A 15,521-nucleotide genomic window follows, 5' to 3' on the forward strand; every position below is an offset into this window, starting at 1 on the left:
ATCGGAGGGGATCATGGCTTCACGCACATGTGGAACGCTGGTCGCGATCGTCCTTGCCGGCATCGTCACGCCGGCCCTCGCGCAAGGCACGAGCGGAGCTGCTGCCGGCTCGGGCGGCACCGGTTCCGCGAGCGCCGCCGCTGCAGCGGGTTCGACGGGCGCCTACGGGAACGGGGCCTATGGGGCGGGTGGCTACGGCGCATACAGCGGAACCAACACCATCAGGCCGGCGACCAATTTGGGAATAACCGGCGGCACGGTCGGAACCACAGGCCGCACGACGGGAACCACCACAGGCCCAATCTTCACGCCAAGGAAGGCGACGAACTATTTCGTGCCGTCCGATCCATCGCTCGTTGGTCCAAGCGCGACGGCGTCCGCTCAGAGGAGTACGGCCATCAACGGTTCGAACACGGCACCGGGAGCGGATCAATCAATGGGCGCCGTCGGCGCGGCCGGTGTCGGCGTCGGCCATACCGCCAACGGGCAGCCGATCGGCAGCTCCGGCTCGGGCCTTGGCTCTCCGGAGAATCCGATCGGCTCGACGTCGAGGTAATGGGCTAATCGCCCCACTGCGCGAAGGCGTCGTTGAAGGCGCGCTCGCCGGGGGCGCCCTTCTCGATGGCGATGATGGCGCGGCGCTGGTTGGCGTAGACCAGCGGCACGTCGAACCATGAGCGCTCCTTCAGGAGCTGGACGTTGCGGGCGCGGTCGGCATCGACGTTGGAGAGGCCGACCAGGAAGAAGCCGTCGGTGACCTTGACCGCGAGGCCGGCGAGCGGCGTGCCGCGCGCCTGCTCGTTCGACTTCATCAGGATGCCCGGCACGTTGGAGACGCTGCCGCCCGGGAAATCCGGCGGCAGGATGAAGGTCAGCTCCGCGGTGTGGCTCGCCGGCAGCGAGGAGTCGGTGTTGCGGCGGAACGACATCGTCATCTTGAACTTGCGGTCAGGAATCTCGATGTCGGCGCGCACGGCGACGTCGGCCTTCTGGTTGCCCGACGCCTTGATCGGCTCGAGCCGCCACACCACCGAGCCGACATATTGCTTGCCCTTCGGATCGGACGGATCCTCGTCATAGAGCACGACCTTCTGCGCCACCGGCGCGACCGGCTGATCGCTGGCCGAAGGCTGGCCGACGCGATCCGGAATCTTCGGCTTGCTCTGCGGCTGCGACGAATCCTTCGGCGCCTCCACCACCTGGGTCGGCGAGGACTTGAACAGATTGGTCGCGGTCTGGACCAGCTGCTTGCCCCAGAGGATGCCGGCGCCGACCAGGATCAGCACGATGCCGACAGCGATCGCGCTCTTGAACGGGAACATCGAGCCGGTGCGGGCACGCTTCTTGGCCTCGCGCTCGGGCGCGATGCGCGGACGCGGCGAAGGCGGCTGCGCCGCGTAGCGCTCGGCCTCCTCGATCGACTCGTCGTAGGAATAGGGTGCGTCCTGCTCGCCGGCGCGGTTTTCCAGGCTCGGCTCCAGCCGGTCGAATTCCGGCGAGGGCGAGGGCACGTTGGCGTAGGTGCGGCGCGCGGCGCGATTGGCCTGCGCGGCGGCGCCGCCGAGATCGTTGGCGTCGGCGGTGATGTCGCGGAAGCCGCGCACGCCCGGCGCTGGCGGCAGCGGCGGCGGAGGTCCGATGTCCGGCGGACGGCGCCCGCCGGCGCGGTCGCGCCCGGCCTGCGGAGGCGCCGGCGGCTCCGGCATCGGCGGAGCGGGGGGACCCGGCTGGCGCGGGGCGTCGAAACGCGGCGCCCGCGGCGGACGCTGGGCATCGCCCTGGTCATCGACGTTGAAGGACGGACGATCTGCCCGCGGCGGTGGCGGGGCCGGACGGGTGCGCGGCGGGGCACCGGGCTGAGGTGCAGCCGGATTGCCCTCGGCGGCGCGGGTGCTGGCTCTCCGGAACGCATCGCCACTGCCGCCGCGCCCACCGCCGCCCCCGCCGGGGCGGGAGGCCTCGCGGGCGCGCTGGGCGGCCTCCGATTCGACCTTGCGAACCGCCTCTTCCAGCGACAGCCGTTCGCGGGTGATCTCGGACTCGGAGAGCGGCGGCTGCACGCTGCGCAGCTGCGCGATCAGCGCCGTGCGCGCGCGCTCATAGAGCGCGCGACGGCTCTCGCCGGGAGCGTTCGGGTCCAGGGCAGCAATAGCGCGGGCGATTAGCGGATAGTAATCAGCCATTTCTACTCAACTATACGCGCGTCCCGGTAAGATTTCGTTAAGCCTCAAACGGATTTTGCACCAGGATAGTATCTTCACGTTCGGGGCTGGTGGAAAGCAGCGCCACCGGGCACCCCACCAATTCCTCGATCCGGCGGACATATTTGATGGCCTGGGCCGGCAACTGTGCCCACGACCGTGCATTGGCAGTCGGCTCCTTCCAACCCTCGATGGTCTCGTAGATCGGCTCGACCCGGGCCTGGGCGCCCTCGCCGGCCGGGAAATGGTCGATCTCCTTGCCGTCGAGCTTGTAGCCGGTGCAGACCTCGATGGTGTCGAAACCGTCGAGGATGTCGAGCTTGGTCAGCGCGAGGCCAGTGATGCCGCAGGTCCGCACGGTCTGGCGGACCAACACGGCGTCGAACCAGCCGCAGCGGCGCTTGCGCCCGGTATTGACCCCGAACTCGCGGCCCCTGCGGCCGATCTCCTCGCCGATCTCGTTCAGCAGCTCGGTCGGGAACGGGCCCTGGCCGACGCGGGTCGTATAGGCCTTGCAGATGCCGAGCACGTAGCCAACCGCGCTCGGGCCAAGGCCCGTTCCGGTCGCAGCCTGCGCCGCCACCGTGTTGGACGAGGTGACGTAAGGGTAGGTGCCGTGGTCGACGTCGAGCAGCGCGCCCTGCGCGCCTTCGAACAGGATGCGCTTGCCGGCGCGCCGCTCGGTGTCGAGCAGGCGCCAGACGGTCTCCGCATAAGGCAGCAGCTGCGGCGCCAGCGCGCTCAGCTCCTTCAGGATCTCGTTGCCGTCGAACTCCGGAAGGTTGAGGCCGCGACGCAGCGCGTTGTGGTGCGCCAGCAGCCGGTCGATCTTGTGCGGAAGCGTGTCGAGATCGGCAAGGTCCATCAGGCGGATCGCACGGCGGCCGACCTTGTCCTCATAGGCAGGTCCGATGCCGCGACGCGTGGTGCCGATCGCGGTCGCCGAATTGGACGATTCACGAAGCGCATCGAGCTCGCGGTGCAGCGGCAGGATCAGGGTCACGTTCTCAGCGACGCGCAGATTCTCCGGGCCGACCAAGACGCCCTGGCCGCGCAGCTTGGTCACCTCGTCGAGGAAGGCCTGCGCATCGAACACGACGCCATTGCCGATCACCGACAGCTTCGACGAGCGCAGCACGCCGGAGGGCAGCAGCGCGAGCTTGTAGGTCTCGCCATTGATGACCAGCGTATGGCCGGCATTATGGCCGCCCTGGAAGCGCGCGACGATATCCGCCTGCTCCGACAACCAGTCGACGATCTTGCCCTTTCCTTCGTCGCCCCACTGGGCGCCGACGACGACAACATTGGCCATTCGCGGGTAATCCTTCGAAGATTTCTCTGTAGGTGGCACGATCCGAACGGAAAACCGGAATCCGCTTTTCCTAAGATCGTGCCTGCGCCCAGCCCAATTCCCGGCCCAAGGCCGTTCGCACGCGAGGCAGCCCCACCGGATAAAGGAAGCGGCCCCTCTAGGCAAGCAAGAACGGGGCTTTTTCGCGGCTCGAAAGCCCTTCCAAGCCTTTGATATACCCTTAAAATCTCGCAACCTTGGCGGCCGGCGCCATGGCTTCGACCAAAGCGTGAGAAGCCGCCTTCGTCGCTGCATGGTCGCGATGCATCCGCCCCCCGTTGATGCAACCGCGATTTCCGTGTCTTTGAGCCAGGCCGGGCTATCAGCCGGCCTGGACATCGCCGGGCCGGGGCCTCGGCGCATGACGCGGGGCCATAACAATCACAATGACCGCCACCGGCCAGACCACAGGCGCGGAGACCTCCGGCCACAACTGGATCGCCAACCAGCCTTATCTGCTGCTCAGCATCACCGCGCTGTGCTGGGCCGGCAACGCCATCGTCGGGCGGCTCGCCGCCGGCCACATCCCGCCGGTGACGCTGTCGTTCCTGCGCTGGACCTTCGCCTTCCTGCTGGTGCTGCCGTTCGCCTGGAAGCATCTCGCCCAGGACTGGCCCGCGATCCGGGGGCGGCTCGGCCTGATGATCACGCTCTCGATCATCGGCATCGGCGCCTTCAACACGCTGCAATATTGGGCGCTGGAGCATACCCAGGCGCTCAACACGCTGCTGCTGCAATCGGCCGCGCCGCTGCTGGTGGCGCTGTGGTCGCTCGCCATCCTCGGCGTCCGCCTCACTGCAGGCCAGGCGTTCGGCGTGTTGCTGTCGATGTGCGGCGTGCTGACCATCCTGTTGCAAGGCGATTTCACCGCGCTGTCGAACATCGCATTCAACAAGGGCGATCTCATCTTCATCGTCGCGCTCATCATCTTCGCGCTGTATTCAGTGCTGACCTTGAAGCGGCCGCCGATGCACGGCCTGTCGTTCCTCGCCTTCACCTTCGGCGCTGGGGCGGCCTGTCTGATCCCGCTGGAGATCTGGGAGTTGTCGGCGCGTCCCGTCATGAAACTCGACGGGCCGAACCTCTTGACGCTGTTCTATGTCGCCGTGTTCCCTTCGACGCTCGCCTATCTCTGCTTCAATCGTGGCGTCCGCCTGATCGGCGCCAACCGCGCCGCGCCGTTCTTCCACGTCGTGCCGGTGTTCGGCTCGATCATGGCGATGGCGTTCCTCGGCGAGCACCCGCAGGCGTTCCACTTCATTGGATTTGCGCTGGTGCTGTCGGGCGTGTTCGTGGCGTCGCGAAAGCAGACGACGTAAGATCGCCCTCAGATATAACGCGCGGCGCCCATGCAGAGCGCGGTGATGCCGAGCAGCCCCGCCGCCACTCGCTGCGCGGTCGCAATGCGCGAACGCACGCCCTGGAGATCGCCGGTGCCACGACGCAAGGTGGTGACCGCGCGAGGGCCGATCGCCGCCTGAACGCCGACGGCGATCAATGCGCACACCGCGCCGAGCGCCAGCACCTGCTCCGTCGTGCCGAAGCTGCCGGCATGAACGAGATGGCCGAGATAGCCTCCGGTCACGATTGCGATCGTGGCTGCGCCAAGCTGTGGAAAGACGAGTTGCTCCCCGCCGGCAGCGCCGGTGCGCGCCAGTGCGAAGCTTGATCCCGCCCAGAACACGGACGACAACACATGAAGCGACAGCGCGATCACGAGGGCAGTCTGCATGGCAAGCTCCGGCTTTCCAATTTTGATATACATAATGTATAGTCAATTTATGGACACCGCAAGGCCGTGACGAAGCGCAACTACGTCAGCCCGGCGAGGGCCTCTGCGGCCGCGGAGACGCGCGAGCGCATCATCGCAGCCGGCGCGCGTCTGTTGCGCAAGGACGCCGGCATCGCGAACTTCTCCCTCGACGTCGTGGCGAAGGCGGCCGGCGTCACGCGGCTCACCGTCTACAACCAGTTCGGATCGCGGGGCGGCTTGCTGGAAGCCGTGTTCGACCACATTGCCCGCGAGGGCGGCCTGTTCGAGCTGGCCGAGGTGATGACGATGGCGGACCCGCACGCCGCGCTCGACCGCGTGGTCGCGATCTTCTGTCGATTCTGGTCGCACGATCCTGCCATTGGCGGGCTCAATCAGGCGATCGCGACCGATCCCGAATTCGGCGACTCGCTGCGCGAACGCAACGAACGCCGGCGCGAGCTGCTAACCGGGCTGTTGCCGCGGATCGTCGGCAAGCAGGCCGCAAAGGGCGCCGTGCAGGATGCGGTCGATCTGATCTTCGTGCTGACGAGCTATCCGACCTTTGCGGCGCTGAGCCGGCAGCGATCGGTGGAAGATGTCTGCCGCCTGTTGCAGAAGGCGTGTCGGGACGCCGTGGATGCGCTGGCGGAGGAGCGGAGGAAATGAGGGTATTGCGGCGCCGCCTCTTCTTCCTTCTCCCCTTGTGGGAGAAGGTGGCATAGGCGGCCTTTGGCCGCCGTTCCTGAGAACGCCGAAGCAGAGCTTCGGCTATGGCGCCGGATGAGGGGTCTCTCTCCGCGTATTCAATGAGAGTTGGATTCGCTGAGAGAGACCCCTCACCCGTCTCGCCGCTGTCGCGGCGAGCCACCCTCTCCCACAAGGGGAGAGGGGAAGAAGCGCCCCCCGCGACTGACATCGCTATTTCGTCTTGAACTTGCTGTAGGCCTCGCTCGTCGCGATGATGACGTGCTCGGCGCAGGCGTTGACGCGGTGCGGGTCGGCCTCACGCTCGTAAGCCTCGGACGTCATCATGTCCAGGAACGCCGCGACGGTCGGATAATAGACCAGCGCGACAAAATCCCAATCGTTGCCCGCATGCGGGCCGAGCGCGATCGCCTTGGCCTCGCCGGTCCACAGCAGCGTGCCGCCACGCGTCTTGATCATCGGCACTGTCACCGCGCTGTAGCGCAGATAGGCATCCCAGCCCGAACCGTCGCCGTCGCGCGCGCGGGCGTGGAAACGCATCAGGTTCAGCATCGCCACAGGCGCGTTCCGGTCGAGCCGTTCCAGCCCTTCGATGTTCAACATATTAACCGCCAATGACACCTCCTCGGCTGGTGCGCGCATTGTAGCATTGCGGCGGCGTGACTTGTGCCGTGACGGCGGTCCGGCGCAAGCTCGTATCCAACGCCCATGACGATCGCTTCGCCCGCGCCACCGGCCGCCAATCCGGCCAGCTGGCTCAACAACCAGCCTTATTTGCTGCTCAGCCTGAGCTCGCTGTTCTGGGCCGGCAACATCGTGCTCGCGCGCCATGTCGGCGCGCATGTGCCGCCGCTGACGGTGACCACGATCCGCTGGTTCGGCGTGTTCCTGATCCTGCTGCCATTCGCCTGGCCGCATCTGAAGCGCGACTGGCCCGCTTTGCGCGCGAGCCTTCCCTTGATGCTGTTCCTGTCGCTGGTCGGCTTTGCCTTCAACAACGCGATCTCGTACTGGGCGATGCAGTACACGGAGGCGCTGAACGCGCTGCTGATCCAGTCGGCAGGTCCCCTGTTCGTGGCGCTGTGGTCGCTGGTGCTGTTCGGCGTGCGGCTGACCGGCGGACAGTTCGCCGGCATCGCGATCTCGCTGCTCGGCGTGCTGATCATCATCCTGCGCGGCGATCTCGCCGCGCTCGCCGGCATCAGCTTCAACAGGGGCGACCTCATGTTCGCAGCCTCGCTGGTGGCGTTCGGACTCTATTCCGCCTTCATCCCGCGCCGGCCGAAGATCCACCAGCTCTCCTTTCTCTCCTTCACCACCTGCTGCGGCGCGACGATGCTGCTGCCGGCCGCGATCTGGGAGACCTGGAGCGGCAGCGTGCTGCAACTCGACACCGTGACGCTGATGACGCTCGGCTACATCCTGATCTTCCCCTCGACGCTCGCCTATCTCTTCTTCAACCGCGGCGTCGCGCTGATCGGCCCGAACCGCGCCGCGCCGTTCTTCCATCTGGTGCCGGTGTTCGGCTCGGCGATGGCAATCCTGCTGCTCGGCGAAAAGCTGCAGCCGTTTCATCTGATCGGCTACGCCCTGGTGCTCGCCGGCGTCGTCATCGCCTCGCGTCAGGGCTCTGCGGTGAAGTAATTCCGCGAGGTGGGCGACAAACTCCCGCCTTCCGATTTGAGCGAAGAGAAGCTAGGTTCCCCGCCAACGAAAAAAGAGGGAACGTCCGCACATGCTGTCATCACTGATCCGGGCCCTGCGCACCGCCGGCGCGGCTCTGTTTTGCTTCGCCACCGCATCCGCCGCGCAGGCCGATACGTGGCCGAGCCGCAACATCACGCTGGTGCTGCCGTTTGCCGCCGGCAGCGGCACCGACACCACGACGCGGCTGATCTCGCAGCATCTGTCGCAGGCGCTCGGCGTCGGCATCGTGATCGAGAACAAGGCGGGCGCCAACGGCATGATCGCGGCGACCTATGTCGCGCGCGCCGCGCCCGACGGCTACACGCTGCTGGTGACGACCAACACGACGCATTCGGCCAATCCCTATCTGCTCAAGAGCCTGACCTACGACCCCGTCAAGGATTTCACGCCGATCGCGCGCACTGGCGATCTGCCCTTCATGCTGGTCATTCACCCCGACGTGCCGGCCAAGAGCGTCGCCGAGCTCGTCGCCTACGGCAAGGCCAATCCGGGCAAGCTGAGCTACGCCTCGGGCTCGTCCTCGGCGATCGTGTCGGGTGCGACCTTTGCGCACAATGCCGGGCTCGACCTGCTGCACGTGCCCTACAAGAGCTCGCCGCCGGCGCTCAACGACGTCATGGGCGGCCGCGTCTCGATGATGTTCGTGGACATCCTCACCGGCCTGCCCCACGTCCAGGGCAACGCGCTGCGCGCGCTCGCCGTCACCACCAAGGACCGCACGCCGCTAGTCCCGAACCTGCCCTCAATGCAGGAAGCCGGCGTGCCTGATTTCGACATCTCCTCATGGCAGGGCTATTTCGGCCCCGCAGGCATGCCCAGGGAGATCGTGACACGGCTCAATGCCGAGATCCGCAAGATCGTCGAGAAGCCGGAGATCAAGGCCCAGCTCGCCACGCTGGGCATGGATGCGTTCTCGGGCACGCCGGAGGAGCTCGGCACGTTCGTGAATGAGCAGCTCGTGCTGTGGGAACGGCTGATCCGCGACGCGGGGATCGAGAAGCAGTAGGACGGTTTCGTAGGGTGAGCAAAGCGAAGCGTGCCCACCGAGACGTCACCGCAAACTCGAAAAGAAAGGTGGGCACGACGTTCGCGTCTTTGCCCACCCTACGAATTCGGCATTCTCCGTCATGGCCGGGCATAGCCGTTCGAAGGACGGCGTCGCTTCCGCTCGCCTATGTCCCGGCCATCCACGCCTGTCCGCGGATGAGGTGCTCAAGAACGTGGATGCCCGGGACAAGCCCGGGCATGACGTCGTGGTTGGTAGCAGTGCTCGCGCGTTGAGCTACGCCGCTCGCACCTTGGCGAGGAAGCTGTCCACCGCGCTGCGCAGGGCGCCGGACTGGCTGTCCAGCTCGCGGGCGTTGGTGAGCACGTCGGTGGCTGCCGCACCAGTCGCTTCCGCGGCCGAGGTGACGCTGCCGATATTGGCGTTGATCTCGCTCGAGCCGGCCGCGACCGACTGGATGTTGCGGGCGATCTCGCGGGTGGCTTCGCCCTGCTGCTCGATCGAGGCGGAGATGCCGGCGGTGATCTCGCTCATCTCGGCAATCGTCTGCGTGATGCCGGTGATGGCCGCAACCGCGTCGCTGGTCGAGGTCTGCATCGCCGCCACTTGCGCCGAGATCTCCTCGGTCGCCTTCGCGGTCTGGTTGGCGAGCGCCTTGACCTCGGAGGCGACGACGGCGAAACCGCGGCCGGACTCACCGGCACGCGCCGCCTCGATGGTGGCGTTGAGCGCGAGCAGGTTGGTCTGCGCCGCGATCGAATGGATCAGCTTGACGACCTCGCCGATCTTCTCGGCGCCGGAGGAGAGCACCTGGACGGTGGCATTGGTGCGCTCGGCATCGTTGACCGCCTTGCTCGCCACTTCGGTCGAGCGGGTGACCTGGCGGGAGATTTCCGCAACCGAGCTCGACAGCTCTTCGGCGGCGGCGGCAACCGTGCCGACATTGCCGGAGGCCTTTTGCGAGGCCGCGCCGACGGTGGCCGCGCGCGAGGAGGCATCGCTCGCGGTCGCGGTCATCGACTGCGCCGTCGACTGCATGCCGGCCGCGGCCGAGGAGACCGAGCGGACGATGCCGTTGACGCTGCGTTCGAAATCGTTGGCAATGCCCTCCATCGCGCTGCGACGTTCCGTCGCGACGCGCTCCTTGGCGTCCGCCTCGGTCTTCTCAAGGTCGCGGATGCGCACTGCGTTGTCCTTGAAGATCTGGACGGTGGACGCCATCGCGCCGACCTCGTCGCCACGGCCGACGCCGGGGATCTCACCCTCGAGCTTGCCGTCGGCGAGATCCTTCATGCGGGCGCCGAGCAACGCGAGCGGACGGCTGATGCTGCGGCCGATCATCCAGGCGACGCTGCCGGCGACGATGACGATGCCGAGCATGGCGAAGCCGAGCATCCAGTAGACCGGTCCCATCTTGGCGTCGATGTCCTCGAGATAGGCGCCGGTGCCGAGATACATCTCGAAGCCGGGGACAGCGACCGCGTAGCCGAGCTTGCGGATCGGCTTCTCCTGGCCGGGCTTCATGTATTCGTAGAAGAGCAGGAGTTCACCGTTGGCCTTGACGCCGTCCATGAACTCGCGGGACAGCTTGCGGCCGTTCGTCTCCACATCCATGCGGTTCTGGCCGATCACCCTCGGATCAGGCGCAATCTGCGTGATGCCGTCATAGCTGGTGCCGAACAGATAGCCGGAGCCCTTGTCGTAAGTCATCGCGCTGCCGTAGCGACGCAGGTCCGCAAACGCGGCGTCCTTGGTCATCTCGCCGGCATTGACCCGCTTCATCAGCGTCGCGGCATAGTTGCGGGCCAGTTCGACGATCGCCTTGGTCTGGTCGATGCGGGCATTCACCATCTCCTGCTTCATCAGGTACCCGGCCAGAACGCCGGAGATGCACAGACCGAACAGGGTGACGCCGACAAGGATGCCCAACTTGGGGGCGATCTTCAGATTGCTCAACTTCACGGGATGACTCCGGCGAGAAAGGGATACGGCAAGCGAGTGAATCGATACAAATTGAATCAACTTTTAGTGTGAGACCCCTTAGCAAGTTACTTACGTGCCTCCGTAGAAGCCCGGAATATGCCGTTGAAATCGGCAAATATCCTCGCGAGGGACAACCGGGAATTGTACGCGCTCGCATCGATTTCGCGTAAAAGACGCAAAGGCCCGCCAGAAGGCCGGGCCCGCAACAAGAACCGACAAACCAAATCGGGAGCCAGAAATGCCGAAATACAGGGTGGTAACGCCGAAGGGCGCGAGCTTCACGGTCGCGGGCAGCGATTACTCCTACGAGCGCGAGGCGCTCGATCCGATCGACGCCGAGATCGTCGAGGCCCCCGCCAACGAGGCCGAGTTCATCGCCGCCGCGAAGACCGCCGACGCCATCTATGCCAAGGGCATCCCGATCACCAAGTCGATCATCGACGCGCTGGACAATTGCAAGGTCATCACGCTCGGCTCGGTCGGCGTCGACAGCGTCGACGTCAAGGCCGCCACCGCCCGCGGCATTCCCGTCACCAACATCCCCGACACCTTCATCGAGGAGGTCGCCGACCACGCCATGATGCTGCTGCTCGCGGGCTTCCGCCGCCTGGTCGAGCAGGACCGCATGGTGCGCGACGGCCGCTGGGCCGAGGGCCGGCCAGCGCTCCTGAAGATTCCGCGGCTGATGGGCCAGACCCTCGGCTTCATCTCGTTCGGCCGTGTCGCCCGCGCGGTTGCGAAACGCGCAGCGCCCTTCGGCCTGCGCATGATGGCCTACGATCCCTTCATCCAGGAGACGCTGATGTACGATCACGGCGTCATCCCGGCGACGCTGAACGAGGTGCTGTCGCAATCCGACTTCGTCTCGATGCACGCGCCGGCAAGACCCGAAGTGCATCACATGCTGACCGAGAAGCACTTCCAGCAGATGAAGAAAGGCTCGGTCTTCATCAACACCGGGCGCGGCGCCACGGTGGACGAGGAGAGCCTGATCAAGGCGCTGCAGGAGGGGTGGATCGCGCATGCCGCGCTCGACGTGCTGGAGAAGGAACCGCCCTCGCACAACAACCCGCTGCTCGGCATGGAGAACGTCACCCTGACCGCCCATGTCGCCTCGGCCTCGGCACGGTTCGACGAGGCGCGCAAGCGCCGCGTGGGCTACGAATTGTCACTGGTGCTTCAGGGCATGTGGCCGGTAAGCTGTGTCAATCCGTCGGTGCTGCAAGACACCGCGCTCCGCCGCTGGCAGCCTGTCAGCATGGATCGCGGACCGAACAGCTAGGCGGACGGCGCGCAAAGGCGCCACAGACGGACGAGACCCTTCACCGGCGATCAACGCCGGGAGGGGACGACAACAGGGAGGAACTGATGAGGAACGACCTTACACGTCGTGACGCCTTGGCGCTGGGCCTGTCCGCCGCAACGCTTGCTGCCACCGGTGCTGCAGCGCAAACATCCACTATCAAAGCTGCCGATGTTCCGGCACCCAAGCTCGAGATCGAGAAGGGCGCATCGCTGCGCATGCTGCGCCCGGTGCGCTTCGTCCAGGCCGACGAGGACGTGTTCCGCGCCAACGCGGCGAAATTCAGCAAGGAGACAGGCGTCGAGGTCAAGGTCGACTTCGTCGGCTGGGAAGACATCAACCAGCAGACCGCGGTGACCTCGAATTCCGGCGCCGGCCCCGACATCATCATCGGCTTCTCCGACGCGCCGCACATCTATATCGACAAGCTGATCGAGCTCACCGACGTCGCCGACTATCTCGGCAAGCGCTATGGCGGCTGGCTGCCGCTGGCGCAACGCTACGGCAAGAAGAACAAGAGCGATGCCTGGATCGGACTGCCGTTCGGCGCCACTGCCGGTCCCCTGATCTACCGCAAGTCGGCCCTGCAATCGGTCGGATTCGACAAGGTTCCGGAAGATCATGCCGGCGTGGTCGACCTGTGCCGCAAGCTCCACAAGGCCGGCAAGCCGGCCGGCTTCGCACTCGGCAACGCCAAGGGCGACGGCAACGGCTTCGCCAACTGGGCGCTGTGGTCGCACAACGCCTCCCTGCTCGACGAGGAGGGCAATGTCACCATCAACAGCAAGGAGACGATCGCCGCGCTGAACTGGGTCAAGGAGCTGTACCCGACCTTCATCGCCGGCACGCCGTCATGGAACGACGTCAGCAACAACCGCGCCTATTCCTCGCAGGAGATCTCGCTGACGGCCAACGGCGTCTCGCTGTACTTCTCGCTCAAGAACGACCCCGCGACCAAGGCGATCGCCGAGGATAGCGAGCATCAGCTGCTGCCCAAGGGCCTCGCCAAGGTCTCTCCGATGGCCGGCCTGACGCTGAACGCCATGGTGTTCAAGCACAGCCCGTACCCCAACGCCGCAAAAGCCTTCCTGCAGTACATGATGGAAAAGGACCAGTACGAGCCTTGGCTCAATGCCAACTCCGGCTACTGGTCCCAGCCGCTGGCCGCCTATGCCGAGGCGGCCGTGTGGTCGCAGGATCCCAAGGTGAGGCTGTTCAAGGACACGATGAACAGCACCTATTATGACGGCTACAAGGGCCCGATCTCGACCGCGACCGGCGCGGTCAGCGCCGATTATGTGCTGATCCAGATGTGCGCATCCGTCGCAACCGGCGCTGCCACGCCGGAGGCCGCGGCGGCCGAGGCCGAGCAGCGCTGCAAGCGGTACTTCCGGCGGCAGAAGTAGTGCGCGACGATCGAGCCATCGTCATTGCGAGGAGCACGTGACAAAATTGCGAAGCAATTTTGCACTGAAACGACGAAGCAATCCAGACTATCCCTTCGAAAACAGACTGGATTGCTTCGCTTCGCTCGCAATGACGGTGTGGTGACTTTCAAAGACAGGACAACGCCCTGATGTCCGTGACTACCCTCTCCTCCCCCGCACTGGCGCAGCGGCAGCCGAACTGGGTCGTGCGGCTGTTCGATTACAAGCCGTTCCTGATCGCGATGTGCCTTGCACCGGCGCTCGGGCTGCTCGCGGTGTTCCTGACCTATCCGCTTGGCCTTGGCATCTGGCTCGCCTTCACCGACACCACGATCGGACGGCGCGGCATCTTCGTCGGTCTGGAGAACTTCCAGTATCTGCTGACCGATCCCCTGTGGTGGAACGCGGTGTTCTACAGCGTGTTCTACACGGCGGTCGCGACCTTCGGGAAGTTCGCGCTCGGCTTCTGGCTCGCGCTGCTGCTCAATAATCATTTTCCGTTCAAAAGCCTCTTGCGCGCCATCGTGCTCCTGCCCTGGATCGTGCCGACGGTGCTGTCGGCGCTGGCGTTCTGGTGGATCTACGATCCGCAATTCTCGATCATCTCCTATCTGCTGGTCGACGTGTTGCACTGGCGATCGAGCAATATCGACTTCCTCGGCTCGCCCTGGCCGGCGCGGTTCTCGCTGATCGCCGCCAACATCTGGCGCGGCATTCCCTTCGTCGCGATCTCGCTGCTGGCGGGCCTGCAGACCATCTCGCCCTCGTTGTACGAAGCCGCGATGCTGGATGGCGCCAGCGCCTGGCAGCGCTTCCGCTACATCACCTTCCCGATGATGATGCCGATCCTCGCCATCGTCATGACCTTCTCGATCATCTTCACATTCACCGACTTCCAGCTGGTCTATGCCATCACCCGCGGCGGGCCCGTCAACTCGACCCATCTGCTCGCGACGCTGGCGTTCCAGCGCGGCATCGCCGGCGGCGAGCTCGGCGAAGGCGCCGCGATCGCGGTATCGATGATCCCGTTCCTGGTGTTCGCGACAGTGTTCTCCTATTTCGGCCTGGCGCGCCGCAAATGGCAGCAGGGAGAGAGCAATGACTGACACCGTCGCGCAAGGCTCTGCCGTCGCCAAGGCCGCTCCCGACACCATGGCCTGGGATTCCGGGCTGCGGCGGCTGATGATGATCTACCTGCCGCTCGGCTGCTTCGTGCTGATCCTGCTGTTTCCGTTCTACTGGATGGCGATCACCTCGTTCAAGCCGAACGCGGAGCTGCTCAACTACAAGGACCATAATCCGTTCTGGATCTCCTCGCCGACGCTAGCGCACATCAAGCATCTGCTGTTCGACACCTCCTATCCGCGCTGGCTGAAGACGACGATGCTGGTCGCGATCGGCTCGACCACGCTGTCGCTGCTCGCGAGCACGCTGGCGGCCTATGCCATCGAGCGGCTGCGCTTCCGCGGCAGTCCTTATGTGGGACTCGGCATCTATCTCGCGTACCTCGTGCCGCCGTCGATCCTGTTCATTCCGCTGGCCACCGTCGTGGTGCAGTTCGGCCTGTTCGACTCGCCGCTTGCCCTGATCCTGGTCTATCCGACCTTCCTGGTGCCGTTCTGCACCTGGCTCCTGATCGGCTATTTCAAGTCGATCCCCTACGAGCTCGAGGAATGCGCGCTGGTCGACGGCGCGACGCGGCTGCAGATCCTGCGCCGGATCACGCTGCCGCTTGCGGTGCCCGGCCTGATCTCGGCCGGCATCTTCTCCTTCACGCTGTCCTGGAACGAGTTCATCTACGCGCTCGCCTTCATCCAGAGCGGCGCCAACAAGACCGTTCCGGTCGCGATCCTGACCGAGCTCGTTACCGGCGACGTCTACCAATGGGGTGCGCTGATGGCGGGCTCGCTGCTCGGCTCGCTGCCGGTCGCGATCTTCTACTCGCTGTTCGTGGACTATTACGTGTCGTCGCTGACCGGCGCGGTCAAGGAGTAGCAGCGTCCGCGCGACCACGGCTTATCGTGCTATCGTGGTAGATCGCTTGCCTTCTTTGGTGCTACCACCCGTCCCTGCGGCCGGTTCGAT

The 15,521-nt window shown here is 65.4% G+C and carries 14 protein-coding genes; 9 read left to right on the forward strand and 5 right to left on the reverse strand.

Annotated elements, in window-relative coordinates; translation table 11 throughout:
- The first annotated feature begins 13 nt into the window (after window positions 1-13).
- Complete coding sequence (locus QA642_RS42115; protein WP_283082060.1) at window positions 14-556, forward strand: hypothetical protein; 543 nt, start codon at window positions 14-16, stop codon at window positions 554-556.
- Between the two features lie 4 nt (window positions 557-560).
- On the opposite strand, the gene QA642_RS42120 is transcribed toward QA642_RS42115, so the two are convergent.
- Entirely contained in the window at window positions 561-2,183 is a 1,623-nt protein-coding gene (locus QA642_RS42120) for a hypothetical protein (protein WP_283082061.1), read from the reverse strand.
- A 37-nt stretch (window positions 2,184-2,220) separates the two neighbouring features.
- Window positions 2,221-3,513, reverse strand: a complete 1,293-nt coding sequence (locus QA642_RS42125; protein ID WP_283082062.1) for an adenylosuccinate synthase — start codon at window positions 3,511-3,513, stop codon at window positions 2,221-2,223.
- A 425-nt stretch (window positions 3,514-3,938) separates the two neighbouring features.
- Between QA642_RS42125 and QA642_RS42130 the strand changes: the two genes are divergently transcribed.
- Window positions 3,939-4,871 carry a DMT family transporter gene (locus QA642_RS42130; RefSeq protein WP_283082063.1) on the forward strand — a complete coding sequence of 311 codons (933 nt, stop codon included), beginning with the start codon at window positions 3,939-3,941 and terminating at the stop codon, window positions 4,869-4,871.
- 8 nt (window positions 4,872-4,879) lie between these two features.
- Here QA642_RS42130 and QA642_RS42135 read toward each other — a convergent pair whose 3' ends face one another.
- On the reverse strand, window positions 4,880-5,284 hold the full coding sequence (locus QA642_RS42135; protein WP_283082064.1) for a hypothetical protein: 405 nt from the start codon (window positions 5,282-5,284) through the stop codon (window positions 4,880-4,882).
- 66 nt (window positions 5,285-5,350) lie between these two features.
- Here QA642_RS42135 and QA642_RS42140 point away from each other — a divergent pair, with 66 nt between their 5' ends.
- Entirely contained in the window at window positions 5,351-5,971 is a 621-nt protein-coding gene (locus QA642_RS42140) for a TetR/AcrR family transcriptional regulator (RefSeq protein ID WP_283082065.1), read from the forward strand.
- A 252-nt stretch (window positions 5,972-6,223) separates the two neighbouring features.
- Here QA642_RS42140 and QA642_RS42145 read toward each other — a convergent pair whose 3' ends face one another.
- On the reverse strand, window positions 6,224-6,613 hold the full coding sequence (locus QA642_RS42145) for a DUF1330 domain-containing protein (RefSeq protein ID WP_283082066.1): 390 nt from the start codon (window positions 6,611-6,613) through the stop codon (window positions 6,224-6,226).
- A gap of 105 nt (window positions 6,614-6,718) precedes the next feature.
- Between QA642_RS42145 and QA642_RS42150 the strand changes: the two genes are divergently transcribed.
- Window positions 6,719-7,654, forward strand: a complete 936-nt coding sequence (locus QA642_RS42150; RefSeq protein ID WP_283082067.1) for a DMT family transporter — start codon at window positions 6,719-6,721, stop codon at window positions 7,652-7,654.
- Between the two features lie 91 nt (window positions 7,655-7,745).
- Window positions 7,746-8,723, forward strand: a complete 978-nt coding sequence (locus tag QA642_RS42155; protein ID WP_283082068.1) for a tripartite tricarboxylate transporter substrate binding protein — start codon at window positions 7,746-7,748, stop codon at window positions 8,721-8,723.
- Between the two features lie 276 nt (window positions 8,724-8,999).
- Here QA642_RS42155 and QA642_RS42160 read toward each other — a convergent pair whose 3' ends face one another.
- Window positions 9,000-10,685 (reverse strand): methyl-accepting chemotaxis protein, encoded by a 1,686-nt coding sequence (locus tag QA642_RS42160; protein WP_283082069.1) that lies wholly within the window; start codon window positions 10,683-10,685, stop codon window positions 9,000-9,002.
- Window positions 10,686-10,944: 259 nt separating this feature from the next.
- Between QA642_RS42160 and QA642_RS42165 the strand changes: the two genes are divergently transcribed.
- The 4 genes from QA642_RS42165 to QA642_RS42180 all read left to right on the forward strand — a co-directional run bounded on the left by QA642_RS42165 (window position 10,945) and on the right by QA642_RS42180 (window position 15,431).
- Complete coding sequence (locus tag QA642_RS42165; RefSeq protein ID WP_283082070.1) at window positions 10,945-11,988, forward strand: C-terminal binding protein; 1,044 nt, start codon at window positions 10,945-10,947, stop codon at window positions 11,986-11,988.
- An 86-nt stretch (window positions 11,989-12,074) separates the two neighbouring features.
- Window positions 12,075-13,415, forward strand: a complete 1,341-nt coding sequence (locus QA642_RS42170; protein WP_283082071.1) for an extracellular solute-binding protein — start codon at window positions 12,075-12,077, stop codon at window positions 13,413-13,415.
- 170 nt (window positions 13,416-13,585) lie between these two features.
- Complete coding sequence (locus tag QA642_RS42175) at window positions 13,586-14,542, forward strand: sugar ABC transporter permease (RefSeq protein WP_283082072.1); 957 nt, start codon at window positions 13,586-13,588, stop codon at window positions 14,540-14,542.
- On the forward strand, window positions 14,535-15,431 hold the full coding sequence (locus QA642_RS42180; protein ID WP_283082073.1) for a carbohydrate ABC transporter permease: 897 nt from the start codon (window positions 14,535-14,537) through the stop codon (window positions 15,429-15,431). Before QA642_RS42175 ends, QA642_RS42180 begins: the two co-directional genes overlap by 8 nt.
- Window positions 15,432-15,521: the final 90 nt, after the last annotated feature.

Origin of the sequence: Bradyrhizobium sp. CB2312, assembly GCF_029714425.1 — a bacterium.
Lineage (GTDB): Bacteria > Pseudomonadota > Alphaproteobacteria > Rhizobiales > Xanthobacteraceae > Bradyrhizobium.